The organism is Kosakonia quasisacchari (genome assembly GCF_004331415.1).
Lineage (GTDB): Bacteria > Pseudomonadota > Gammaproteobacteria > Enterobacterales > Enterobacteriaceae > Kosakonia > Kosakonia quasisacchari.
The window spans coordinates 69,634-93,714 of the sequence record NZ_SJOP01000018.1 but is presented as its reverse complement, the minus strand read 5'-3'; the positions used below and the strand labels follow the sequence as shown (position 1 = coordinate 93,714).

24 protein-coding genes are annotated in these 24,081 nt (G+C 55.0%); 10 read left to right on the top strand and 14 right to left on the bottom strand.

All coding sequences use genetic code 11. The features are described 5' to 3' along the window. Positions 1–163: 163 nt before the first annotated feature. The 7 genes from mdcE to prs all read right to left on the bottom strand — a co-directional run bounded on the left by mdcE (position 164) and on the right by prs (position 7,184). Positions 164–964, bottom strand: coding sequence for a biotin-independent malonate decarboxylase subunit gamma (gene mdcE / locus E0L21_RS18340; protein WP_131411995.1), 801 nt, complete (start codon positions 962–964; stop codon positions 164–166). Next, the gene (locus E0L21_RS18335) at positions 961–1,797 is read right to left on the bottom strand and encodes a biotin-independent malonate decarboxylase subunit beta (protein WP_131411993.1); all 837 of its coding nucleotides are present in this window, start codon (positions 1,795–1,797) and stop codon (positions 961–963) included. Before E0L21_RS18335 ends, mdcE begins: the two co-directional genes overlap by 4 nt. After that, a complete protein-coding gene (gene mdcC, locus E0L21_RS18330) occupies positions 1,790–2,089 on the bottom strand; it encodes a malonate decarboxylase acyl carrier protein (RefSeq protein WP_131411991.1) in 300 nt (99 codons plus the stop codon). The genes E0L21_RS18335 and mdcC overlap by 8 nt, the downstream gene beginning before the upstream one ends. A gap of 9 nt (positions 2,090–2,098) precedes the next feature. Further along, positions 2,099–2,956 carry a triphosphoribosyl-dephospho-CoA synthase gene (locus E0L21_RS18325; RefSeq protein ID WP_131411989.1) on the bottom strand — a complete coding sequence of 286 codons (858 nt, stop codon included), beginning with the start codon at positions 2,954–2,956 and terminating at the stop codon, positions 2,099–2,101. Next, complete coding sequence (mdcA, locus tag E0L21_RS18320) at positions 2,956–4,611, bottom strand: malonate decarboxylase subunit alpha (RefSeq protein ID WP_131411987.1); 1,656 nt, start codon at positions 4,609–4,611, stop codon at positions 2,956–2,958. Before mdcA ends, E0L21_RS18325 begins: the two co-directional genes overlap by 1 nt. Positions 4,612–4,819: 208 nt before the next feature. Continuing rightward, on the bottom strand, positions 4,820–6,310 hold the full coding sequence (locus E0L21_RS18310) for a nicotinate phosphoribosyltransferase (protein WP_131411983.1): 1,491 nt from the start codon (positions 6,308–6,310) through the stop codon (positions 4,820–4,822). A 13-nt stretch (positions 6,311–6,323) separates the two neighbouring features. Then, complete coding sequence (gene prs, locus E0L21_RS18305) at positions 6,324–7,184, bottom strand: ribose-phosphate diphosphokinase (protein ID WP_131411981.1); 861 nt, start codon at positions 7,182–7,184, stop codon at positions 6,324–6,326. A gap of 195 nt (positions 7,185–7,379) precedes the next feature. Between prs and E0L21_RS18300 the strand changes: the two genes are divergently transcribed. The 4 genes from E0L21_RS18300 to E0L21_RS18285 all read left to right on the top strand — a co-directional run bounded on the left by E0L21_RS18300 (position 7,380) and on the right by E0L21_RS18285 (position 10,351). Continuing rightward, positions 7,380–8,099, top strand: coding sequence for an NUDIX hydrolase (locus E0L21_RS18300; RefSeq protein WP_131411979.1), 720 nt, complete (start codon positions 7,380–7,382; stop codon positions 8,097–8,099). Positions 8,100–8,192: 93 nt separating this feature from the next. Next, complete coding sequence (locus E0L21_RS18295) at positions 8,193–9,212, top strand: hydrolase (RefSeq protein WP_131411978.1); 1,020 nt, start codon at positions 8,193–8,195, stop codon at positions 9,210–9,212. Next, a complete protein-coding gene (locus E0L21_RS18290; protein WP_017459872.1) occupies positions 9,209–9,427 on the top strand; it encodes a YheU family protein in 219 nt (72 codons plus the stop codon). The genes E0L21_RS18295 and E0L21_RS18290 overlap by 4 nt, the downstream gene beginning before the upstream one ends. A 54-nt stretch (positions 9,428–9,481) precedes the next feature. Further along, positions 9,482–10,351 carry a phosphoribulokinase gene (locus E0L21_RS18285; RefSeq protein WP_131411977.1) on the top strand — a complete coding sequence of 290 codons (870 nt, stop codon included), beginning with the start codon at positions 9,482–9,484 and terminating at the stop codon, positions 10,349–10,351. A gap of 42 nt (positions 10,352–10,393) precedes the next feature. On the opposite strand, the gene E0L21_RS18280 is transcribed toward E0L21_RS18285, so the two are convergent. Then, complete coding sequence (locus E0L21_RS18280) at positions 10,394–10,798, bottom strand: OsmC family protein (protein ID WP_131411976.1); 405 nt, start codon at positions 10,796–10,798, stop codon at positions 10,394–10,396. Positions 10,799–11,102: 304 nt separating this feature from the next. Between E0L21_RS18280 and crp the strand changes: the two genes are divergently transcribed. Next, positions 11,103–11,735: a cAMP-activated global transcriptional regulator CRP gene (gene crp / locus E0L21_RS18275; protein ID WP_000242758.1), complete on the top strand. Its 633-nt coding sequence runs from the start codon at positions 11,103–11,105 to the stop codon at positions 11,733–11,735. A 46-nt stretch (positions 11,736–11,781) separates the two neighbouring features. After that, a complete protein-coding gene (locus E0L21_RS18270; RefSeq protein ID WP_131411975.1) occupies positions 11,782–13,860 on the top strand; it encodes a YccS/YhfK family putative transporter in 2,079 nt (692 codons plus the stop codon). Here the strand turns inward: E0L21_RS18270 and argD are convergent. The 6 genes from argD to E0L21_RS18240 all read right to left on the bottom strand — a co-directional run bounded on the left by argD (position 13,850) and on the right by E0L21_RS18240 (position 18,639). Continuing rightward, positions 13,850–15,070 (bottom strand): bifunctional acetylornithine/succinyldiaminopimelate transaminase, encoded by a 1,221-nt coding sequence (gene argD, locus E0L21_RS18265; protein ID WP_131411974.1) that lies wholly within the window; start codon positions 15,068–15,070, stop codon positions 13,850–13,852. The genes E0L21_RS18270 and argD overlap by 11 nt on opposite strands. 87 nt (positions 15,071–15,157) lie before the next feature. Then, entirely contained in the window at positions 15,158–15,721 is a 564-nt protein-coding gene (gene pabA / locus E0L21_RS18260; RefSeq protein ID WP_131411973.1) for an aminodeoxychorismate synthase component 2, read from the bottom strand. A gap of 31 nt (positions 15,722–15,752) precedes the next feature. Beyond that, positions 15,753–16,355: a putative adenosine monophosphate-protein transferase Fic gene (locus E0L21_RS18255; protein ID WP_131411972.1), complete on the bottom strand. Its 603-nt coding sequence runs from the start codon at positions 16,353–16,355 to the stop codon at positions 15,753–15,755. Continuing rightward, positions 16,345–16,515, bottom strand: coding sequence for a YhfG family protein (locus E0L21_RS18250; RefSeq protein ID WP_131411971.1), 171 nt, complete (start codon positions 16,513–16,515; stop codon positions 16,345–16,347). Before E0L21_RS18250 ends, E0L21_RS18255 begins: the two co-directional genes overlap by 11 nt. Before the next feature lie 105 nt (positions 16,516–16,620). Further along, the gene (gene ppiA / locus E0L21_RS18245) at positions 16,621–17,193 is read right to left on the bottom strand and encodes a peptidylprolyl isomerase A (protein WP_131411969.1); all 573 of its coding nucleotides are present in this window, start codon (positions 17,191–17,193) and stop codon (positions 16,621–16,623) included. 144 nt (positions 17,194–17,337) lie between these two features. Further along, the gene (locus E0L21_RS18240; RefSeq protein ID WP_131411967.1) at positions 17,338–18,639 is read right to left on the bottom strand and encodes a cytosine deaminase; all 1,302 of its coding nucleotides are present in this window, start codon (positions 18,637–18,639) and stop codon (positions 17,338–17,340) included. A 240-nt stretch (positions 18,640–18,879) separates the two neighbouring features. On the opposite strand from E0L21_RS18240, the gene nirB reads away from it, so the two are divergent. The 4 genes from nirB to cysG all read left to right on the top strand — a co-directional run bounded on the left by nirB (position 18,880) and on the right by cysG (position 24,034). Next, positions 18,880–21,423: a nitrite reductase large subunit NirB gene (gene nirB, locus E0L21_RS18235; protein WP_131411965.1), complete on the top strand. Its 2,544-nt coding sequence runs from the start codon at positions 18,880–18,882 to the stop codon at positions 21,421–21,423. Further along, positions 21,420–21,746 (top strand): nitrite reductase small subunit NirD, encoded by a 327-nt coding sequence (nirD, locus tag E0L21_RS18230; RefSeq protein ID WP_131411963.1) that lies wholly within the window; start codon positions 21,420–21,422, stop codon positions 21,744–21,746. Before nirB ends, nirD begins: the two co-directional genes overlap by 4 nt. 96 nt (positions 21,747–21,842) lie before the next feature. Further along, positions 21,843–22,652 (top strand): nitrite transporter NirC, encoded by an 810-nt coding sequence (gene nirC / locus E0L21_RS18225; protein WP_131411961.1) that lies wholly within the window; start codon positions 21,843–21,845, stop codon positions 22,650–22,652. Positions 22,653–22,669: 17 nt separating this feature from the next. Continuing rightward, a complete protein-coding gene (gene cysG / locus E0L21_RS18220) occupies positions 22,670–24,034 on the top strand; it encodes a siroheme synthase CysG (protein WP_131411959.1) in 1,365 nt (454 codons plus the stop codon). Positions 24,035–24,081 lie beyond the last annotated feature (47 nt).

Sequence of the window (24,081 nt, the reverse complement as noted above, 5' to 3'; positions counted from 1 at the left end):
AAACAGCCAGAGATTCACTCAGTTGCCGCCTCAATGCAGAACGAATGATTTCGTGCTTGAGCCTTGTATGCGATGGTTATTATTTTCAGGAGCAAAAGCGTTCATGGGCACGGCGTGCGCGCCCATGGTTTTGCTCTCTGGCAGGTTTCTTTTTACTTATTACTTACCAGCTCGCTTTCATGCGTTCGCGCACAAGAGCAGAGCTGCGGCGGTTGTCAGCACCCAAACGGTTTTTCAACGTGGTGTCCTGACGAGCGTCGTTGATGGCCTGGTGCAACGTACTCTGCACCTGTGCCAGATCGGCGTCTGAAGGCGCGTCCGGGTTGCTGATGTTCAACAATTCGGAGAGCAGTCCCAGCGTCGCGTAGTTGCTGATGTCATAGGCCATAGGCGGAATGGTGGCCGCCAGTTTTTCCAGCGCCTCCACGGTACGCAGCGTAATGCGCGCCGCCGACTCTTTGCCCATGGCGTGGATAAGCACACCGGAATCGTTAAATGCAATCAGGCGATTCGCCTGGTAGCCGTGCGCCAGAAACGCCCCGGACATCGCTTTACCGACGATCAAACCAATCACCGGATGTCCTGCCAGACGCGCATTGGCATAGGCCGCCGCCGCACCGGCTAGCGCCTGGTGAATCCCAAACGCTTCTTCGCGACGGCCATAGGCCTGGCTTGGCACATCAATCACCGCAATGATCGGGCGCTTCACGCTGTTGTTGGCATCGGCGGCAACGGTTTCGCTCACCACTTTCGCCAGCGTCCAGCCCTCCAGCAGACCGACTTCACCTTTTGCGGCACGCGGATAATGGTTGTTAGCATCCGGCACCACGGCAATGAAACGCACCGCTTCACCGTTAACGTTGCCATCGACTGCCTGCACGGACGGGCACAGCCCGCTCAGACGTGTTGCATTCGGCGCCAGTTTCTCCAGCCATAACGCGCCGCGGCTTACTGTCGTACTCATGCTTTTCCCTCCCCGGCAAACAACGCGCTGATCTGTTCGGCATCCGCTTGTTTACGGGTGTCGAAGTGGGTCAGACGTTGCAAATAATCGTCGTACTTATCGGTGCGATGTTTGGCAGGCACGCCTTTGGCGATCGCCTCGTTCATCGCCTGTTTCACCGCATGGATGCCGTCGCCGACCAGCGCATCCACCAGCCCGCTGCGATAACGCACTTCGCCACCGGTCATGCTCCAGATAAACGGACGGTCGCGGGAGTCGTACTCTTCAATCCCGGCTTCCTGTTCGATAACCTGTGGGCCGTTCAGACCAAGACGGGCTTCGCGCGTCACAATCAGGTAACTACAGAGTGCGGCGGCGATAGACATTCCACCGAAGCAGCCAACCGTACCGGCAACGATGCCGATAACCGGCGTGTAGCGGCGCAGGTCAACAATTGCCGCGTGAATATCGGCAATCGCCGCCAGCCCAAGGTTGGCTTCCTGCAAACGTACGCCGCCCGTTTCGAGGCACAGCACCGCCTGTGTCGGGATGCCGTTACGGTTATCTTCCGCTGCCAGCTCAAGTGCCGCCGCCATTTTCGCGCCGGAGACTTCGCCCATGCTGCCGCCCTGGAACGCGCCTTCAATCGCCACAACCACTGCGGGCTGGCCGTTGATGGTGCCTTTGGCGACCACCATGCCGTCGTCCGCCTGCGGCACAATGCCCTGCGGCCCTAACCACGGTGAAATAATGCCTTCAAACGGATCCAGCAGTTCGCGGTAGCTGCCGTCATCCAGTAGCGTCTGTGCGCGCTGGCGCGCTTTGAGTTCGATAAAACTGCGATCGTCACGCATAGCTCACCTCTTCGAATACCTGTTCGATACGGATGCGCGCCACACCGGGCGTTGCGCCGAAATCGTGGATCACAAGCTGGCCCGCAGGCAGCGTGCTCACCAGACCGAGACGGTTGAACAGCGCTTCCCAACGTCCACGGCTGTTGTCCACGGAGGTGGTGATCTCAATTGTCAGTGTTTGCCCCTGGTCGGCGGTGAATAACACCTCCATATCCCCGGAGCCCACAACGCCCGCCAGCGCTTTACCGCATAATGCGCGGCCAGCAGGCACGGTTATCGTAATGTGTTCCATAACTTCCTCTTAATTCGCTAAATAAGGCGTGGTCATGCGATCGAGAAACAGTGTCGCCGCGAGTAAATCTGCCGCGCCGCCTGGCGACGCGTTCAGCGCCAGCATCCGCGCGTCCAGTTCGGCTAACGCTTGCTGACCGGCCTTTGACGCAACGCCACCGGCTTGCAGCACCGCGCTCGCCCCGTGGCGCATTGCCTCCAGACCTTCGAGCCCCGCGCGTGAAAGCACGCAGGTGTCGCTCAGCGAGGTCATGATGGCCATCAGCGCATCGAGCCTGGCCTGCGCTTCGTTGCTGCCGCGTTGGCGGCTGTGCTGCAACTGCGGCAGCGCCAGCTTGATAATGTGCGGAAAGCCTTGCTGCGCCTCTTCGCGCGCACCCGGCACCCGGTAACGGTGGGTGGCGCGCAGCCCTTTACTGAAGAGCTTCGGCGCAGCGTCATCCGGCAGTTGCGCCAGCTTTGCGGCCGTGGCGGCAATCTCCTGTGCCGGTGCGTTACCGCCGGACATGGCGACCGCACTTACCAGCAATCCCAGGGCCCAGATCGCGCCACGATGGGTATTCACGCCACCGGTGGCCGCCATCATCTGCTGCTCACCTTCCCGACCTAATCGCCCAATGGTTTGTCTGAGCGCCACATCCGCTGGCCGCCGCCAGCTTTGTTGCGCCAGCGCCTGAAACGTGGGGGTCAGGCTGTGCGCGGAACGCTCCATCAGTTCGAGCGTTAAATCGTGGTGCGCACCGTTCCCCCGGCTGTCCACCAGACCGGGCTTCGGGCTTAATCGTGCTTCGTCAATCAGACAGAGTGTGGCGGTTCGCGCCAACCATTCGGCACCGCCTTCAGCGTCAATCCGGGGCAGAAGTTTCATTACCAGCTCCGGAATTTCGCAGGTGGGTTGTACAGCCCGCCGGACCACTCAACCAGATCCGCTACGCTGCTGGCAGCCAGCAACGAACGGGTCGCGTCAGTGCGGCGAATGCCCATATCTTCCGGGTAGACCACTTTGCCGCTCTGGCGAAGTTGGGCGACACGTTTGGCGTCAACGCCCAGCCCGATATCGGTGATCCCTGCAACTGCCGCGACCATCGCCCGGCGCTCTTCAAGACTTTCGGCGCGATAGAGGTAAGCAATCCCCTCTTCGGTCAGCACGTGCGTCACGTCATCGCCATAAATCATCACCGGAGCCAGCGGCATGCCGGAGGTTTTCGCCACTTCCACGGCGTCGAGTTTTTCCACAAACGTGGGTTTCGCACCGGCCTGGAAGGTTTCCACCATCTGCACCACCAGTTTTTTACCGCGCTGCATCGGATCAGGTTCGGTGATCATGTTCAGCCAGGCCGGTGTCGCGTGGCGGCGACCGTGCGGGTCATGGCCCATGTTTGGCGCGCCACCAAAGCCCGAAAGACGACCGCGGGTCACGGTGGAAGAGTTCGCCAGGCCATCGACTTGTAACGTCGAGCCGATAAACATATCGACCGCGTACTGGCCGGCTAGCTGGCAGAACGCACGGTTGGAACGCATGGAACCGTCGGAACCGGTAAAGAACACATCCGGGCGGGCGCGGATGTACTCTTCCATCCCCAATTCGCCGCCGAAGCAGTGCACACTTTCCACCCAGCCGCTTTCAATCGCCGGGATCAGCGTCGGGTGCGGGTTCAGCGTCCAGTGTTTACAGATTTTGCCTTTCAGACCGAGCTGCTCACCGTAAGTCGGCAGCAGCAGTTCGATGGCTGCGGTGTTGAAACCGATACCGTGGTTGAGCGACTGCACCTGATGCTCGGCGTAGATACCTTTGATGGCCATCATCGCCATCAGAATGTGTTCTTGCTTGATCAGGCGCGGGTCGCGGGTAAACAGCGGTTCGATAAAGAATGGTTTGTCGGCGACCACCACGTAGTCGATCCAGGAACCGGGAATATCCACGCGCGGCAGGTCGCATTCGTCATCCACCAGCTCATTGACCTGAGCGATAACGATGCCGTCACGGAAGGCAGCAGCTTCAACCAGCGCCGGGGTATCTTCGGTACTTGGGCCGGTGTAGAGGTTGCCTTTGCGGTCTGCTTTATAACCGGCAATCAGCGCCACATTCGGGCACAGGTCAACGTACAAGCGGGAGTAAAGTTCGATGTAAGTGTGGATCGCACCGATTTCCAGCAGGCCATCTTCCAGCAGTTGCGAAATACGCAGGCTCTGGGTGCCGGAGAAGGAGAAATCCAGTTTGCGGGCGATGCCCTTTTCGAAAATATCAAGGTGTTCGCTGCGCCCGACGCTCGGCATAATCATATGCAGCTCGTGGACTTTCTGCGGGTTGACTTCAGCCAATGAACGCGAGAGGAAATCGGCCTGTTTTTGGTTGTTCCCTTCCAGCACCACACGGTCGCCCGGTGCAATCAGTTTTTCCAGCATGGCGACAAGGTCGCCGGTCGGCAGTACCTTGCCCTGCACGGGAATGGACGCCAGGCGGCGCTGTTTCTCGCTGCGCCGCGTGTTCCATACCTGTGCTGGCGTTTGCCCAGATAACATTATTAACCTCCTGATTCAGCTCATCATTTTGACTTGCTTAACACTGAACTCAGTGTGCGCCGTGGTGAGAAAGCCATCAATTAAGGAGGCGGCCAAATCATTAGCCTGAGAGTAATAATCAAATGAAAGTATTTGTGATGTGTGTCAATTTCCACATCGGAAGAAAGGCTTATAGCGCTGGCGGTACGGGCGTACCGCCAACTGAGGATTAACGCTGGTTCGCCAGTCGCTGGCGAATCTGTTCAAAATGCTCGGTCTGGTAGAGTTTGCCGTCAAGGAAACGGGTTTTCAGTTCCCCACCTTTTTCCTGTTCCCAGCTCTGTTCATCGTGCAGTTGCAGTTCGCCTTGCGCATCGCGATCCACGCGCAATAACCCGCGCGCCGAACGTTTCAGGCCGTTATCGGTTTTCGGCTCTTTAAAGATCATTCGCCCTTCACCGTTGACCGCGCCCCAGGTCGCTTTCATCGCAAAACCGAAGGTATCGCGGGTGTTGTACTGATAAGTAAAAGAGCCGACACCAAACACCACGTTAGAACTGGCGAAGCCTTTGGCTTCCAGACGGCGCAGGATCTCATTGGCGCGCGCCAGGGTAATGGAGTCGCCGTAAATCAGGCCAACATGCGGATCCAGTACTTTGTAACCCTTCTCATTAACCGTGCCACCAAAGATTTCCCACAGCACTTCTACCGACCCTTTCTCCTCCGGGCTACGTTCTGCACGCGTGTCATCATCCGCGCCTGTACCGCACAGGATGTCTACCGGATCACCGCTGTCCGGGCGGAACACCACGCGCCCGTCACGCCCCAGGATTATCTGTTTCAGTTCGCGGGTATAGTCCGTCAGTACGCGCCAGTAATCCCAGGTATCGGAGACGATAGAGACAAATCCCTGCGGATAGATATCGGCAATCAGGCGGCGGAACGTTTCAATTTCATGGTCGTGTTCACCCATGCACATCACGCTGTGCTCGGTGGCAGGAATGCTGGCACCCATGAAGTACTCTTCACCACCGGTGTAGTGATCGCGGGCATACAGCAGCGAGGGAATACTGTCGGTGCCTTTAAAATTCAGTAAATGCCCCGCGCCCGCCTGCGCCGTGTCGTGCAGACCAGCCATGCCGCGAAACGAGAAGTCGTGGCACTGGAAATCGAGGTGTGACAAATCCGTGCAGGTTTTCGCTGCCCACTGCTCGCAAATTTTACGGTAGTGGTGCGCAATAGTGGCGTTGGTGGAGGCTTTCCACAGTTCGGCGGAGAGTACGGTTTCCAGGTAGTTCACTAACCAGAAAAACTCCTCGCGGGTGTTGGTAATGGTCAGAACTGGCACTTTCATCGGCACTTTACTGCCTTCATCCAGCGACTTAATGTGCAGCGGCAAATAGCCCAAACGGTGCAGCGCGCGAATGTGATCGACTGCGACGGCGTCCCTGCCGAGATAGTTATCCATCACCTGCTTGTATTCGTTAACGACTTCCTCTTCCGGGCGGGCAAAAAAGCCGTCGTTGAACAGATCGACCATAAACCACTTCAGGAACCCCTGCAGACCAAAGAACACCAGCTTGCCGTCGGCAACTGGCGACTGGAAAAAGCGGTCGCTGCGCGGCGTGAAATTGGAGTAAACCTGCGTTGTCCCCTGTGGGTACTGCACACGGTGCGAAACTTTGTAACCGTCGATAGCCAGAATTGGATTGATATTCATGATGTTGTCTCCCTTAAGCGCGGAAAATAGCGTCAATGTCGATCAGTTCAACTCGCGGATCCGTCAGTGCAGGCGAGGTGAAGGATGTGGTGGTATAAATCGCGTCGATACCGTTATTGAGCAGGTTCTCCACTCCTTTGGAAAAGACGCCGTGCGTGACATACAGGCTGACGCTGCGGGCGCCGGCATCGCGCAACACCTGGGCTGAACCAATAAAGGTGCCACCTGCATCGCAAAGATCATCGACGATCAGCAGATCTTTGCCCGCGACGTCTCCGGCCACCAGCGCGAAACCTGTCAGGTTTCCGGTTGCGACATCACGCTCTTTCGTGAGGATCGCGTACTCTTGCGCGCCACTGGCTTTCGCCACGTTATGGATTTTCTTCAGCGCACCGGCATCCGGCGCGACCAGCATCAGCTCGCGATTGCCAATGGCGCGACGCAGAGTTTCGCTCTGCATTAAGCAGCTTTCCTGCGCGATGACTACGCAGTTATTGATGGCTGCTGCGGCGGCGTCGCTGTGCGGATCGAGCACAAAAACTTTGTTGAAATTGAGTGTGTTGAGTAAGTTTGCGAAAACTTTCAGCGCGAAGCTGTCGCCGGAAACCATATGCCTGTCCTGACGCGCCCACGGCAACCATGCCAGCTCCAGATGGCTCACCGCGATATCGGTGGCGTGACGAACGGCGTCCACCAGTTGTGCCAGCAACATGAAGTCGTTCATATCGCGCATCGCGGCAACACGCACCCGCATATGCTGGGCGAATGACGGAAGTTTGCCGGTGACTTTGAGCCAGACAGCTCCATCTGGAAAGACGCCATGGCTCAGTGCAACCTGCTCGTTATCTATGAATAATTCGATTCTGCTCGCCATCTTTCACCTCGACTCAATAATTAGTGTCCCTTAGACACTTATAATATTGTCTATAAGACACTTATTAGGCAAGCGTTTTTTTAATCATTGAGGAACTAAATACTTAACCACATGAAAATTAACAAGATAAAAGTTAGCTTGCTGCCCCAGGGCAGGCTGATAAACTTGTGGCGTGTAAAAAGGAGCGAATGAGCGATGATCAGTGAAGCAGAGTACCTGAAATCTTATGATGCCAGCCGTTTCCCCTCACCGCTGGTGACGGTGGATAGCGTGCTGTTTACGGTGCATCAGCAGGTGCTTTGTGTGTTATTGGTTCAGCGAGCCAGCCAGCCGCAGCAAGGGCGCTGGGGATTACCCGGCGGATTTATCGATATGGTGCAGGATGATTCCACGCGTGCCACGGCGCTGCGCAAACTGACGGAAAAAACCGGTGTTTCCCCATCGTGGCTGGAACAGTTGGATACCTTTTCCGGCCCGCAGCGCGATCCGCGCGGCTGGAGCCTAACTATCGCCTGGTTTGCGCTGATTTCGTGGATGTCCTGCGCGCCGCATATTGCAAGCGTAAGCGACGCAAAATGGGTGCCGGTGAGTGAGCTGGATACCATGGAGCTGGCTTTTGATCACCGGACAATAATCCATGCGGCGCTGCACCGGTTGCGGCAGAAAACCATGTACTCGCTCCTGCCGGTTTATTGCTTGCCCGATACGTTTACCCAGGCGCAATTGCAGGAAGCAACCGAGATAATCCTTGGCCAGCCTATTCAGCGTAAAAGTTTGATTCGCCGCTTTGAAGCCTCCGGCATGTTTGAAGAGACCGGCGAAAGCGTGGCGACCGGCGCGCGTAAAGCGCGTTTATGGCGGCGTAAACCAGGCGTCGACATACATCTGTTTTCGCGGAATTTGCTAACAGATTAATACCCGATCGTGCTAAGTCCCGTAAAATGAACAAACGGAATGCTCTTGCGCGGTTATAGTTGTCCCAATACCTACTCTATTTTTTTCTGTGTTATGGCTGAAATTACACCTTCACAACTTTCGGAAATTGCAGATGATACGCATGACTTTCGCCCGATGCGCGGCGTGCGTAACCCGCATTTCCAAACCATGCTGCCACGCATTTTACGTCGACGCTTACAGTTTGAACCCTGGTGGCAGCGCCTTGAGCTGCCGGATGGCGACTTTGTTGATTTGGCCTGGAGCGAAGAACCGAATCAGGCGAAACATAAACCGCGGCTGGTGGTTTTTCATGGTCTGGAGGGCAGCCTTCACAGCCCTTACGCGCACGGTCTGGTGCATGCGGCGAAGCAGCGCGGCTGGCTTGGCGTGGTGATGCATTTTCGCGGCTGTAGCGGCATCCCGAATCGCCTGAACCGCATTTATCACTCGGGCGAAACCGAAGATGGCACCTGGTTCTTGCACTGGTTACATCAGGAATTCGGACCCGCGCCAACCGCAGCGGTGGGTTATTCGCTCGGCGGGAACATGCTCGGCTGTTTACTGGCAAAAGCCGATGATAACTTGCCTGTCGACGCGGCGGTGATCGTCTCTGCACCGTTGGTGCTGGAAGCCTGCAGTTATCATATGGATAAAGGCTTTTCCCGCGTTTACCAGCGCTACTTGTTGAATTTGCTAAAAGCGAATGCTGCGCGCAAATTACGCGCGTATCCTGGTTCGCTGCCAACCACGTTGCCTGCGCTGCGTAAGTTGCGACGTATTCGCGAGTTCGACGATTTGATCACCGCGAAAATCCACGGCTTTGCCGACGCACTGGATTACTATCGCCGCTGTAGCGCGATGCCGGTTTTGCCGGATATTCGCAAACCGACCCTGATCATCCACGCGAAAGATGACCCGTTTATGGATCACAACGTGATCCCGGATGCCGGGCATTTGCCGGCAAATATTGAGTACCAACTGACGGAACATGGCGGCCATGTCGGGTTTGTTGGTGGAACCTTGCGCCACCCGGAAATGTGGCTGGAAAAACGCATTCCGGATTGGTTATCCGCTTACCTGGAAAGACGATGATTATTCCCTGGCAAGAGATTGATGCGCAGACGCTGGACAATCTGATTGAGAGCTTTGTCTTGCGCGAAGGCACTGATTATGGTGAACATGAGCGCTCACTTGAGCAAAAGGTCGCCGACGTTAAACGGCAGCTGCAACGCGGCGAAGCCGTACTGGTGTGGTCGGAACTGCACGAGACGGTCAATATAATGCCGCGCGGACAGTTCCACGACTGAACAAATACATGGCGGCTGGCTATACTGAAATAATCGTTAATTCAGGGAGTTGCTATGTCCGCCAAACATCCGGTTATCGCCGTTACAGGCTCCAGCGGCGCGGGAACCACCACCACCAGCCTCGCCTTTCGTAAAATCTTCGCTCAGCTCAATATGCACGCGGCAGAAGTGGAAGGTGACAGTTTCCATCGCTATACCCGCCCGGAAATGGATATGGCTATCCGCAAGGCCCGCGATCTTGGGCGGCATATCAGCTATTTTGGCCCGGAAGCCAATGACTTTGGCCTGCTGGAACAGACGTTTAGCGAATATGGTCAAACTGGCAAAGGCCAGGCGCGCAAATACCTGCACACCTACGATGAAGCCGTTCCCTGGAACCAGGTACCGGGCACGTTTACACCCTGGCAACCGCTGCCTGAGCCGACCGATGTGCTGTTTTATGAAGGTCTGCACGGCGGTGTAGTGACCCCGCAAAACGATGTCGCAAAGCATGTGGATTTGCTGGTGGGCGTAGTGCCGATCGTCAATCTGGAATGGATTCAAAAGCTTGTCCGCGATACCAGCGAGCGCGGGCATTCGCGTGAAGCGGTGATGGATTCTGTCGTGCGCTCGATGGAGGATTACATCAATTTTATTACGCCGCAGTTTTCCCGTACGCACATTAACTTCCAGCGCGTGCCAACGGTGGATACCTCCAATCCGTTTGCCGCGAAAGGCATTCCCTCGCTTGACGAGAGTTTTGTGGTGATCCACTTCCGTAATCTGGAAGGGATTGATTACCCGTGGTTACTGGCGATGCTGCAAGGCTCGTTTATCTCGCATATGGATACGCTGGTGGTACCTGGCGGGAAAATGGGGCTGGCGATGGAGTTGATTATGACGCCGCTGGTGCAACGGCTGATGGAAGGCAAAAAGATCAAATAATGTAGAAAGCCCGGTAAGCAACGCGCCGCCGGGCTTTTCGCATCAGGCTTCGATAACTTCGTAAGAGTGGGTGATGTTCACCGCTTTTTCGAGCATCAAGGCCACGGAGCAATACTTCTCCGCGGATAAATCCACCGCGCGGGAAACCGCGGCATCCTTCAGATCTTTACCGCTGACGATAAAGTGCAAATTGATGTGGGTAAACAGGCGCGGCGCTTCTTCGCGACGCTCTGAAGTCAGCTTCACTTCGCAGTCGGTCACGTCATGACGCCCTTTTTGCAAAATAGAAACCACATCGATGGCACTGCATCCGCCCGCCGCCATCAGCACCATTTCCATCGGGCTTGGCGCTTTGTCGCCGGAGTTGCCGTCCATCAGGATTTGGTGACCCGATGCGGACTCACCAAGGAACGTTAACCCTTCAACCCATTTCACACGTGCCTGCATTTTCTTCACTCCGGAGTGGCAATTTTCTTTACAGATTACGCGTACATAACAAAACTCGCAACGGAAGGCGACCTGCGTCATGCTGAAGCGAGACACCAGGAGACAGGCGGTAAAAGCTATGCTAAAACACTCTGGATGCTACAGAGATAAATGGATGTTACGCATGTATGCATGACATCATACTTTAGAGACCGCAGATGACGCTGACGGTCCGCTTCCCAGGATGCGGGAAGCTTAGATTGCAACCCCAGACGTAGGGGCTCATCCTGTGTCTGAGACAGCTTATAACAGAGGATAATCGCGCATGGTGCTTGGCAAACCACAAACAGACCCGACGCTTGAATGGTTCTTGTCTCATTGCCACATTCATAAGTACCCGTCGAAGAGCACGCTGATTCACCAGGGTGAAAAAGCGGAAACGCTGTATTACATCGTTAAAGGCTCAGTGGCAGTGCTGATCAAGGATGAAGAAGGTAAAGAGATGATCCTCTCTTACCTGAACCAGGGAGATTTTATCGGTGAACTGGGCCTGTTCGAAGAGGGTCAGGAGCGCAGTGCATGGGTACGCGCTAAAACTGCTTGTGAAGTGGCTGAAATCTCCTACAAAAAATTCCGTCAGTTAATCCAGGTTAACCCGGATATCCTGATGCGTCTTTCCTCACAAATGGCGCGTCGCCTGCAGGTCACTTCAGAAAAAGTGGGCAACCTTGCCTTCCTTGACGTAACCGGCCGTATCGCGCAAACGCTGTTAAATCTGGCGAAACAGCCAGACGCAATGACCCATCCGGACGGCATGCAAATTAAAATTACTCGCCAGGAAATTGGTCAGATCGTCGGTTGTTCCCGTGAAACAGTGGGCCGCATTCTCAAAATGCTCGAAGATCAGAATCTGATCTCCGCCCACGGTAAAACCATCGTCGTATACGGAACGCGTTAATCTGTAAAACGGCGCAGCTTACGCGCTGCGTCGTTTTTCTTCCCTCATGTGGCGCAGGCTGATTTATCATCCCGAAATCAACTACGCACTGCGACAGACGCTGGTGTTATGTTTGCCTGTGGCCATTGGTCTGGTTACCGGCCATCTGCAACAAGGTCTGCTGTTTTCCCTCGTTCCCGCCTGCTGCAACATCGCCGGGCTTGATACGCCACATAAACGTTTTTTCAAGCGACTGATCATTGGCGGAAGCTTGTTTGCTGGCAGCAGCCTGGCGGTTCAATTATTGCTGGCGAAAGATCTTCCATTGCCGCTGATCCTCACTGGGCTGACGCTAGTTTTAGGCGTGACCGCCGAAATTAGCGCGCTGCACGGTCGCCTGCTCCCGGCTTCGCTCATTGCCGCCATCTTTACGCTCAGCCTTGCCGGTAATATGCCGGTATGGGAGCCGCTGCTTATCTATGCGCTGGGCACACTGTGGTACGGGCTGTTCAACTGGTTCTGGTTCTGGATGTGGCGAGAGCAACCACTGCGCGAATCTCTCAGCCTGCTCTACCGGCAACTGGCGGATTATTGCGAGGCGAAATACAGCCTGCTGACGCAGCACGCCGACCCGGAAAAAGCGCTGCCGCCGTTGCTCGCCCGCCAGCAAAAGGCGGTGGATATGATAAGCCAGTGCTATCAACAGCTGCATATGCTGGCCGCCAATAAACACAACGATTACAAACGGCTACTGCGGGTTTTCCAGGTAGCGCTGGATCTACAAGAGCACATTTCGGTGAGTTTGCACCAGCCGGAAGAAGTACAAAAACTGGTGGAACAAACCCACGCCGAGCAGGTGATCCGCTGGAATGCGCAGACGATCGCCGCTCGCTTGCGCATCCTGGCTGATGACATTCTCTACCACCGCTACCCTACTCGCTTCAACATGGATAAGCAGATCGGCGCGCTGGAAAAAATTGCCCGCCAGCACCCGGATAACCCGGTCGGGCAATTCTGCGCCTGGCATTTTAGCCGTATCGCTCGCGTCTTGCGTACTCAGCGCCCGCTCTATGCCCGCGATCTGATGGCGGAAAAGCAGCGGCGCTTGCCCCTTTTGCCAGCCCTGAAAAGTTATTTATCACTGAAATCCGCAGCGCTGCGTAATGCCGCGCGGATAAGCGTAATGCTCAGCATCGCCAGCCTGATGGGCAGCGCCCTGCATTTACCGAAACCCTACTGGATCATGATGACGGTGATGTTTGTCACGCAAAACGGTTATGGCGCAACGCGCGTTCGCATTGTCCACCGGGCGGCGGGAACCCTTGCGGGGCTGGTAATTGCGGGGGCAACGCTGCACTTTCATGTTCCGCTCGGTTTTACGCTGGCCGCGATGCTGATGATTACGCTGGTCAGTTATCTCATTATTCGGAAAAACTACGGCTGGGCGATGGTGGGTTTTACCATTACCGCCGTCTACACCTTGCAGTTGCTGACGCTAAATGGTGAGGAGTTTATCGTCGCCCGGCTTATTGATACGTTGATTGGTTGCCTGATTGCCTTCGGCGGCATGGTCTGGCTGTGGCCGCAGTGGCAAAGTGGCTTGCTGCGTCAGAATGCGCATGATGCGCTGGAAACGGATCAGGAAGCGATTCGCCTGATCCTAAGCGATAACCCAGAGCCAACACCGCTTGCCTGGCAACGTATGCGCGTAAACCAGGCGCATAACGCCCTGTTTAACTCGCTAAACCAGGCCATGCAGGAACCGGGATTTAATACGCGTTATCTGGAAGATATGAAACTGTGGGTAACGCACAGCCAATTTATCGTTGAGCATATCAATGCGATGACGACACTGGCGCGCGAACATACGATGTTGACGCCGGAACTGGCGCAACGTTATTTGCAATCCTGCGAAATTGCCCTGCAGCGCTGCCAACAGCGGCTGGAGTATGACGGGCCGGGAGAATCCGGCGATGTGAATATCCTCGAAGCCCCGGAAACGTTAACGCACGGGCCAATGAGCACGCTGGAGCAGCATTTACAACGGATTATCGGGCATCTGAACACCATGCACACCATTTCGTCGGTAGCATGGCGTCAGCGCCCGCATCACGGCATTTGGCTAAATCGCCGCCTTAACCGTTGACCACTTTCGCCACCGCATCCGCGAAGCGGTTCATCCCTTCTTCAATATCCTGCGCGTCAATAACCAGCGAGGGGACAAAGCGCATGACGTCCGGGCCGGCGTTCAGCACCATTACACCCGCATCGGCGGCGGCGTAGAGGAAATCGCGCGCGCGGCCTTTATATTGCGGTTTAAGCTCAGCACCAATGAGCAGCCCCATGCCGCGAATGTCGCTAAACAGGTCAAATTTCTCGCCGATTTGCTGTAAATGCTTAACGAACAACTGACGTTTTTCATTCACGCCACTGAGCACGTCCGGCGTGTTGATAATATCGAATGCGGTCCCGGCGACGGCGCAGGCCAGCGGGTTGCCACCGTAGGTGGAACCGTGTGAACCGGCGTGGAAGACACTGGCAATCTCATGCGTGGTCAGCATCGCGCTGATAGGGAAACCACCGCCGAGCGCTTTGGCGCTGGTCAGAATATCCGGCGTCACGCCATAATGCATATAAGCAAACAACTCTCCGCTGCGGCCCATGCCGCACTGCACTTCGTCAAATACCAGCAGTGCGTTGTGCTGATCGCACAGCTCGCGCAAACCTTTCAGGAAATCCGGCGTGGCGGCAGTAACGCCGCCTTCACCCTGAATAGGCTCTACCACTACCGCGCAGGTGTGATCGTCCATCACCGCTTTCACCGCGTGCAGATCGTTAAACGGCACATGAATAATGTCCGCCGGTTTCGGGCCAAAGCCGTCGGAATACTTCGGTTGACCGCCCACGCTTACGGTAAACAGCGAACGCCCGTGGAAAGCATTATGGAACGCGATGATTTTTGTTTTATATGGGCTGTGACGCGTAGATGCATAAAAACGCGCCAGCTTGAATGCCGTTTCGTTGGCCTCAGTACCGGAGTTCATAAACACCACGCGCTCGGCAAACGTGGCGTCGATGAGTTTACGCGCCAGGCGCAGAGCAGGCTCGTTGGTAAAAACATTGCTGGTGTGCCACAGGGTCTCGCCCTGCGTTTTCAGCGTCTCCACCAGCGCCGGATGACAGTGTCCTAACGCAGTAACCGCAATTCCACCTGCAAAATCAACGTACTCTTTACCCTGCTGATCCCACACTCGGCTGCCTTTACCCTTTACCGGGATAAACTCGGCCGGTGCGTAAATTGGCAGAATAACGTCATCGAAGTTTGCACGCGTTACCGCGTCTTGCTGAGTTGCCATGGCTTGCCCATCCAGTTTTACGTTGCATTGATCATGAAAATATAATCACGAAATATGCATAAAAAATCAGTTAATGGCAACCACAAATCAGCGTTCGAGGAAGTTTTTCAATAACTGATGTCCCTGCTCGCTCAGAATACTTTCCGGGTGAAACTGCACTCCCTCCAGATCCCACTCCCGGTGGCGGATGCCCATGATCTCGCCGCTATCGCTGCTGGCGGTAACTTCGAAACACACCGGTAACGTAGGCGGATCAATAACCAGGGAATGGTAACGCGTGACGGTTAACGGATTATTAAGCCCGCAAAATACGCCAGTGCCGTTATGGGTGACAGGTGATGTCTTACCGTGCATCACTTTTGCCGCACGAACGATAGTCGCGCCAAATACCTGCGCAATCGCCTGGTGACCAAGACAAACACCAAGAATGGGCAATTTACCCGCGTAATGGCGGATAACCGCCAGCGAAACACCGGACTCATCCGGCGTGCAGGGGCCGGGCGAAATAACGATCTTTTCCGGTGCCAGCACGGCAATATCCGCAAGCGCTATCTCATCGTTACGCCGCACCTCTACGCTTGCCCCCAATTCACAAAAATATTGATACAGGTTCCAGGTAAAGGAGTCGTAATTATCGATAAGCAGGATCATAGCGGCCTCTGGTGTCGGAAACCGCGCTAGTTTACTCGCTTTCGACCGCTTCGCTCACCACTTTGCTGAAGATGGCGCGCAGCGACGCTAAGTCGCCCATTGCACCTGCCTGGTTTGCGTCGCGCCACTCATCAGGATCAATACCGCGCCAGTCGAGTGAAAAACCAGCGTGCAGCGCCAACTGCTCGAAGAAGATGCGCTGAGCGATACCATTACCAAGGCGGAACGGGTGCAGCACGTTGATTTCACAGTAATAGTGTGCCAGCCGTTCAATAAACACCGCTTTTTCCAGCCCACACAGCCACTCTTCATCTTCCAGTTGCTGCATCAATGCATTGCCCTCTTTCTCGATATACTCGAAGTGGCAAAACCGGGTATCGCCTTCATAAATATCCACTTCACGGATCTGCCCAGCCCAGTCGAACACGTCCTGGTAAAGATGGTGGTGAATGGCGCATAAATGAGGAAGACCGCGCACCATCGGGCCAAGATCCAGTGTGGCGGCGCGTAAGGCAGTGAACTGATAAGCCGCCTGCTCCAGTTTCTGCGCCTGGCGAAGCCCCAGCTCATTGCGCATCACATTCAGACCGGGATAGAGGTACGGATCGCGCCCGTCGCCGAATTTATCGCTCATAGTGCCTCCGTAGTTCTTCAAGGCGCGCATCGGCTTCCGCGCTACTTAGCGTCACCCGTTCGCTGTCGACGTTTTCCAGCCGTCGGCTGGCCTGAAAATTGACATTGCGCTGCTGTTCCCAGAGGCGGGATTTTTGCCGGTCGGTGAGTTTTTTGGTCATAGCGCCTCCCTGTTTCACATGTCGGTGCCCAAATTATAAGCAGAAATGACAGGTTACGCAGGGAAGCTCAAGAAGCACGGGGTGAACACCCCGTGCGGGGGAAACTTAGGGCAGCACTTTCGCGGAGAGAATAACTACCGGTTTTGACGGAACATTCTGGTAAGGCCCAACATCGTGCGTCGGTACCTGGGAAATTTTGTCGGCCACATCCATGCCTTTCACCACTTTACCAAACACCGCATAACCAAAGTCGCGCTGGCCATGATCAAGGAAAGCGTTGTCAGCGATGTTAATGAAGAACTGGCTGGTTGCGCTGTCTTTATCGGCGGTACGCGCCATCGAAATGGTGCCGCGCGTGTTACGCAAGCCATTATCAGCTTCGTTTTTGATAGGCGGGTTAGGCTGCTTTTGCTGCATCTGCTCGTTGAAACCGCCGCCCTGCACCATAAATCCCGGGATCACACGATGAAACGTGGTGTTGTTATAGAAACCGTTATTTACGTAATCAAGGAAGTTTTTCACCGACACAGGGGCTTTCTGGTTGTTCAGCTCCAGTTCAATGTTACCGGCGGATGTGGTGATCAGAACATGAGGATCGCCTTTTGCCGCCAGCGCAGCAGAAGAGAAAGCAGAAAGGGCAAACACAGCCGCAACAGCCGCCAGAGTCGATTTAACCATAAGGTTTCCTTAACGAAGAGCAGTAAAGAAAGCGAGTGGCTTGATTCTAAAGAGCAGTCAGCCAGCAGGCCAGCCTTTTACTTAATTTTACGTATTTAGTAACAGATGTAACGTCAGGCTGCTCACAACCCGCAAGCTCAAAGACTACATACCCGAACGATAACGGCTAAAAATCACCGCTTCGCCACCGTTATCCATCTGAATCCAGCTTTGTGCGGGTTGCGTGCTGGCAATGATTCGCCCTTGTCGAATCGACCAACGCACCGGCGACTGGCAGCGCACCGCATCAAAACCGCTTTCAACGGGCAAAATAACCATATTCGCTGGGTTACCCGTTTCAATACCGTACTGCGTTAACCCAAAGGTTCGGGCGCTGTTATGGGTGATAAGACGCAGTCCGTCATTAATTTGCTGGTAGCCCATCAACTGGCAAACGTGCAGCCCCATATGCAGTACCTGCAACATATTGCCAGTACCGAGCGGATACCAGGGATCAAACACATCGTCGTGACCAAAACAGACATTTATCTCTGCCGCCAACAACTCTTTCACCCGCGTAATTCCCCGGCGCTTGGGGTAATCGTCAAAGCGCCCCTGCAAGTGGATATTTACCAGCGGGTTAGCAACAAAGTTAATGCCAGAAAGCTTTAACAGACGGAATAGTCGTGAAGTATACGCACCGTTGTAAGAGTGCATCGCGGTGGTATGGCTGGCGGTGACGCGCGGGCCGATGCCCATCTTCAGCGCCAGCGCGGCAACGGTTTCAACAAAGCGCGACTGCTCATCATCAATTTCATCACAGTGAATATCCAACGGGCGGTCATATTTTTGCGCCAGCGCGAAAGCTATGTGCAGCGATTCAACGCCATATTCGCGGGTGAATTCAAAGTGCGGGATCGCGCCAACCACATCCGCCCCAAGCTGAAGCGCCTCTTCGAGCAGCGCAGCGCCGTTGGGATAGGAGAGAATTCCTTCCTGCGGGAAAGCGACAATCTGCAGATCAATCCAGGACACAACCTCTTCTTTTACTTCGAGCATGGCTTTCAGCGCTGTCAGGCTGGGATCGGAAACATCAACATGCGTTCGCACATGCTGCACGCCATTAGCCATTTGCCACTTCAAGGTTTGCCAGGCGCGCGCCTTTACATCTTGATGGCTCAGCAGCGCCTTGCGTTCAGCCCAGCGCTCAATGCCTTCAAACAGCGTGCCGGAGTGGTTCCAGTTCGGCTCTCCGGCAGTTTGCGTGGTATCCAGGTGAATATGCGGTTCAACAAACGGCGGTAGCGCCAGCCCACCGTGCGCATTCAGGACTTCAAGGCTGTCGCTGTGTGTTTCATTCATCGGGGTGATTTCACCGAAGCGACCATTCTCAATCGCGATTTGCCATAATCCTTCGCGATCGGGTAAATGCACATTCTGAACTAACCAAATCGGTGCTGCCGACATAGTGTGACTCCCTCTGTTTCCCTCAGATAATTTGTATCAGAGGTGAGTGCAAAAACCCTCCTTTTTTGTACACAAATTCTGCAAACCATAAAAGCCAGTGATATCCATGACTTATAAAAACCAATAAAAATCAACTATCTACTCATTAAGTGGTATGTGAAGGTGTATTTGATGCACATCAATAAGCCGGGTAGCTGAATCGTTAAGGTAGGTGGTAGTAGAAAAGAAATCGAGGCAAAAATGAGCAAAGTTAAACTCGCTATTATCGGTAACGGCATGGTCGGCCACCGTTTTATTGAGGATCTCCTCGATAAAGTCGACGCCAGCCAGTTCGATATTACCGTCTTCTGTGAGGAGCCGCGTAAAGCCTACGACCGCGTCCACCTCTCTTCCTATTTTTCCCACCATACGGCTGAAGAGCTGTCACTGGTTCGTGAAGGCTTTTACGAAAAACATGGCGTAAAAGTGTTGGTCGGCGAGCGCGCCATCACTATCAACCGTCAAGAAAAAGTGATCCACTCCAGCGCTGGACGCACGGTTTATTACGACAAATTGATCATGGCAACCGGTTCCTATCCGTGGATCCCGCCGATCAAAGGTTCTGAAACACAAGATTGCTTCGTTTACCGCACTATTGAAGATTTGAACGCCATTGAATCCTGCGCACGCCGCAGCCGCCGTGGCGCGGTGGTCGGTGGCGGTTTGCTCGGCCTGGAAGCAGCCGGAGCGCTGAAAAACTTAGGCGTGGAAACACACGTCATTGAATTTGCGCCAATGCTAATGGCGGAACAGCTCGACCAAATGGGCGGCGAGCAACTGAAGCGCAAAATCGAAAGCATGGGCGTGCGTGTGCACACCAGCAAAAATACCAAAGAGATTGTGCAAGAAGGCACCGAAGCGCGTAAAACCATGCGTTTTGCCGACGGTAGCGCGCTGGAAGTCGACTTTATCGTCTTCTCCACCGGTATTCGCCCGCGCGACAAACTGGCGACACAGTGCGGTCTGGAAGTGGCGCAGCGCGGCGGTATCATGATCAACGATAGCTGCCAAACCTCCGACCCGAATATCTATGCCATCGGCGAGTGCGCCAGCTGGAATAATCGCGTGTACGGTCTGGTCGCACCTGGCTATAAAATGGCGCAGGTGGCGGTGGATCATATCCTCGGCACGGCCAATGCCTTTAAAGGTGCCGATCTCAGCGCCAAACTGAAACTGCTCGGTGTCGATGTTGGCGGTATCGGCGACGCGCATGGCCGTACGCCAGGCGCACGCAGCTATGTCTATCTCGACGAAAGCAAAGAAGTCTACAAACGTCTGATTGTCAGCCCGGATAACAAAACCCTGCTTGGTGCAGTTTTGGTTGGCGATACCAGCGATTTCGGCAACTTGCTGCAACTGGTGTTGAACGCTATCGAATTGCCGGAAAACCCGGATGCGCTGATCCTGCCAGCCCATGCGGCAGGCGGTAAACCCTCTATCGGCGTGGATAAGCTGCCGGATAGCGCGCAGATCTGCTCCTGCTTCGACGTCACCAAAGGCGATCTGATTGCCGCTATCAACAAAGGCTGTCATACCGTTGCCGCGCTGAAAGCGGAAACCAAAGCCGGTACAGGCTGCGGCGGTTGTATCCCACTGGTCACCCAGGTGCTGAACGCAGAACTGGCGAAACAGGGTATCGAAGTAACCAATAACCTGTGTGAGCACTTTGCTTACTCACGCCAGGAGCTGTACCACCTGATCCGCGTGGAAGGCATCAAATCCTTCGACGAACTGCTGGCAAAATACGGCAAAGGCTATGGTTGCGAAGTGTGTAAACCGACCGTCGGTTCACTGCTGGCTTCCTGCTGGAATGAGTACATCCTGAAACCGCAACACACGCCGTTGCAGGATACCAACGACAACTTCCTCGCCAATATCCAGAAAGATGGCACCTATTCCGTGATCCCGCGCTCCGCAGGCGGCGAAATCACTCCGGAAGGGCTGATGGAAGTTGGCCGTATCGCCCGTGAATTCAATCTCTACACCAAAATCACCGGTTCTCAGCGTATCGGCCTGTTTGGCGCGCAAAAAGACGATTTGCCGGAAATCTGGCGACAACTGATTAACGCAGGTTTTGAAACCGGTCATGCCTACGCCAAAGCACTGCGTATGGCAAAAACCTGTGTCGGTTCGACCTGGTGTCGTTACGGTGTGGGCGACAGCGTGGGCTTCGGCGTTGAGCTGGAAAACCGCTACAAAGGTATTCGTACCCCACACAAAATGAAGTTTGGCGTCTCTGGCTGTACCCGTGAATGTGCCGAAGCACAGGGCAAAGATGTGGGGATTATCGCCACGGAAAAAGGCTGGAACCTGTATGTGTGCGGTAACGGCGGCATGAAACCGCGCCATGCGGATCTGCTGGCGGCGGATCTCGATCGCGAAACCCTGCTGCACTATCTCGACCGCTTTATGATGTTCTACATCCGCACCGCTGATAAACTGACGCGCACTGCTTCCTGGCTCGACAGCATGGAAGGCGGCATCGAATATCTGAAAAGCGTGATTATCGATGACAAGCTGGGCTTTGACGCACAGTTGGAAGAAGAAATGGCCCGCCTGCGTGAAGCGGTGGTCTGCGAGTGGACAGAAACGGTGAACACGCCTTCCGCGCAACTTCGCTTCAAACACTTTATCAACAGCGACCGTCGCGATCCGAACGTGCAGGTGGTGCCAGAGCGTCAGCAACATCGCCCGGCAACACCCTATGAACGTATTCCGGTAGTGTTAGTGGAGGAAAACGCATGAGCCAGTGGAACACAGTCTGCAATATCAACGACATCATCCCTGCGACCGGCGTGTGTGCGTTGGTGAAAGGTCAGCAAGTCGCGATTTTTCGCCCGCGCCATGATGATCACGTGTATGCCATCAGCAATATCGACCCGTTTTTTGAGTCCAGCGTGCTGTCTCGCGGGCTTATCGCTGAGCATCAGGGCGAATTATGGGTTGCTAGCCCATTGAAAAAACAGCACTTCCGCCTGCGCGACGGCGTGTGCATGGAAGATGAAAGCCGTTCTGTTCCGCATTTCGATGCCCGCGTGAAAGACGGCGAAGTACAGATTAAAGCGTAATCCCCCTGCGGGGGCGCAATGCCTCCGCGGTTTCACTTTTTCGTTTTCACTTTTTCCTTTTAAACATTTTCTTTTTAACTTTGGATAATCAACATCATGTTTACCGACACTATTAATAAGTGCGCGGCTAACGCTGCGCGTATCGCTCGCCTCTCCTCACAAAATCCACTGGGTTTCTGGATAAGCTCTGCCATGGCGGGCGCTTATGTTGGGCTCGGCATCATCCTGATTTTTACCCTTGGCAACCTGCTCGATCCAGCTTTGCGCCCGCTGGTGATGGGCGCGACGTTCGGTATCGCCTTAACGCTGGTGATTATCGCCGGTTCTGAGCTGTTTACCGGCCACACCATGTTTCTGACGCTGGGCGTAAAAGCGGGCACAATCAGCCACGGGCAAATGTGGGCTATTTTGCCGCAAACCTGGTTGGGTAATTTGCTCGGCTCAGTGTTCGTCGCGCTGCTGTATAGCTGGGGCGGCGGCAGTTTGTTGCCCGTCGACACGGGCCTGGTGCACGCGGTAGCGCTGGCGAAAACCAGCGCGCCCGCGACGGTACTGTTTTTTAAGGGCGCGCTGTGTAACTGGCTGGTATGCCTTGCTATCTGGATGGCAATCCGCACCGAAGGCGCAGCAAAATTCCTCGCTATCTGGTGGTGCCTGCTGGCGTTTATCGCCTCGGGTTATGAGCACTCCATCGCCAATATGACACTCTTCGCGCTCTCCTGGTTTGGTCATCACAGCGAGGCGTATACCCTTTCGGGAATCGGTCACAATTTGCTGTGGGTAACGCTTGGCAATACTTTCTCTGGCGCAGTTTTTATGGGGTTAGGTTACTGGTATGCTACGCCGAAATCTGAGCGCCCTTCTGCGGTCACCCAAGTGGCAAGCCAGGCTACAGCGAATAACTAAAATGTTGAGGTAATGTCGTGGATCATTTGCCAATTTTTTGCCAGCTACGCGATCGCCAGTGTCTGCTTGTCGGCGGTGGCGATGTCGCAGAACGTAAAGCCCGGCTGTTAATGGATGCGGGCGCACGGCTTACCGTCAACGCACTCACTTTTGCTCCTCAGTTCACCGTCTGGGCCGAAGAAGGCATGCTCACGCTGATTGAAGGCGAATTTCGCGAAACGCTGCTGGATATGTGTTGGCTGGCGATTGCCGCAACGGATGACGAAGCGGTTAATCAACGCGTCAGCGACGCCGCAGAGCAACGCCGTATCTTCTGTAACGTTGTGGATGCGCCCAAACAGGCAAGCTTTATTATGCCGTCGATCATTGATCGCTCGCCGTTGATGGTGGCGGTCTCTTCCGGTGGCACATCGCCGGTGCTGGCGCGTTTGCTGCGCGAGAAACTGGAATCGCTGTTGCCGCAGCATCTGGGCCATGTCGCCCATTTCGCGGGTAAGTTGCGCAGCCGGGTCAAAAAGCAGTTCGCCAGCATGAGCGAGCGCCGCCGTTTCTGGGAGAAATTGTTCGTCAATGACCGACTGGCGCAATCGCTGGCGAACCAGGACACCACCGCAGTAGAAAAAATTACCGAACAACTGCTGGCCGAGCCGCTGGATAACCGTGGTGAAGTGGTGCTGGTTGGCGCGGGACCTGGTGACGCAGGGCTGCTGACGTTAAAGGGTTTGCAGCAGATCCAGCAAGCCGATGTGGTGGTTTACGACCGACTGGTTTCCGATGAGATCATGAACCTGGTGCGCCGCGATGCTGATCGGGTTTTTGTTGGCAAACGCGCGGGCTACCACTGCGTGCCGCAGGAGGAGATCAATCAGATCCTGCTGCGCGAAGCGCAAAGCGGTAAACGCGTTGTCCGGCTCAAAGGCGGCGACCCGTTTATTTTTGGTCGCGGTGGCGAAGAACTGGAAACGCTCTGCCACGCGGGAATTCCCTTTTCGGTGGTGCCCGGCATTACGGCGGCATCGGGCTGTTCGGCTTACTCCGGCATTCCGTTAACCCATCGGGATTATGCGCAAAGCGTGCGGCTGGTGACCGGCCACCTGAAAACCGGCGGCGAGTTGGACTGGGCCAACTTGGCTGCGGAAAAGCAAACGCTGGTGTTCTATATGGGGCTGAATCAGGCGGCAACGATTCAGGCGCAATTAATGGCGCACGGAATGCAGGCAGACATGCCAGTGGCGCTGGTTGAGAACGGCACCTCCGTGCAGCAGAAGGTCGTCAGCGGCGCGTTGGCGCAACTGGGCGAGCTGGCGCAGCAGGTGCAAAGCCCGGCGCTGATCATTGTTGGTCGCGTGGTGGGGCTACGCGATAAGCTTAAGTGGTTCTAAAAATAGAAAAAGGGCAGGTAGAACCTGCCCTTTTTTATTCTGTTATC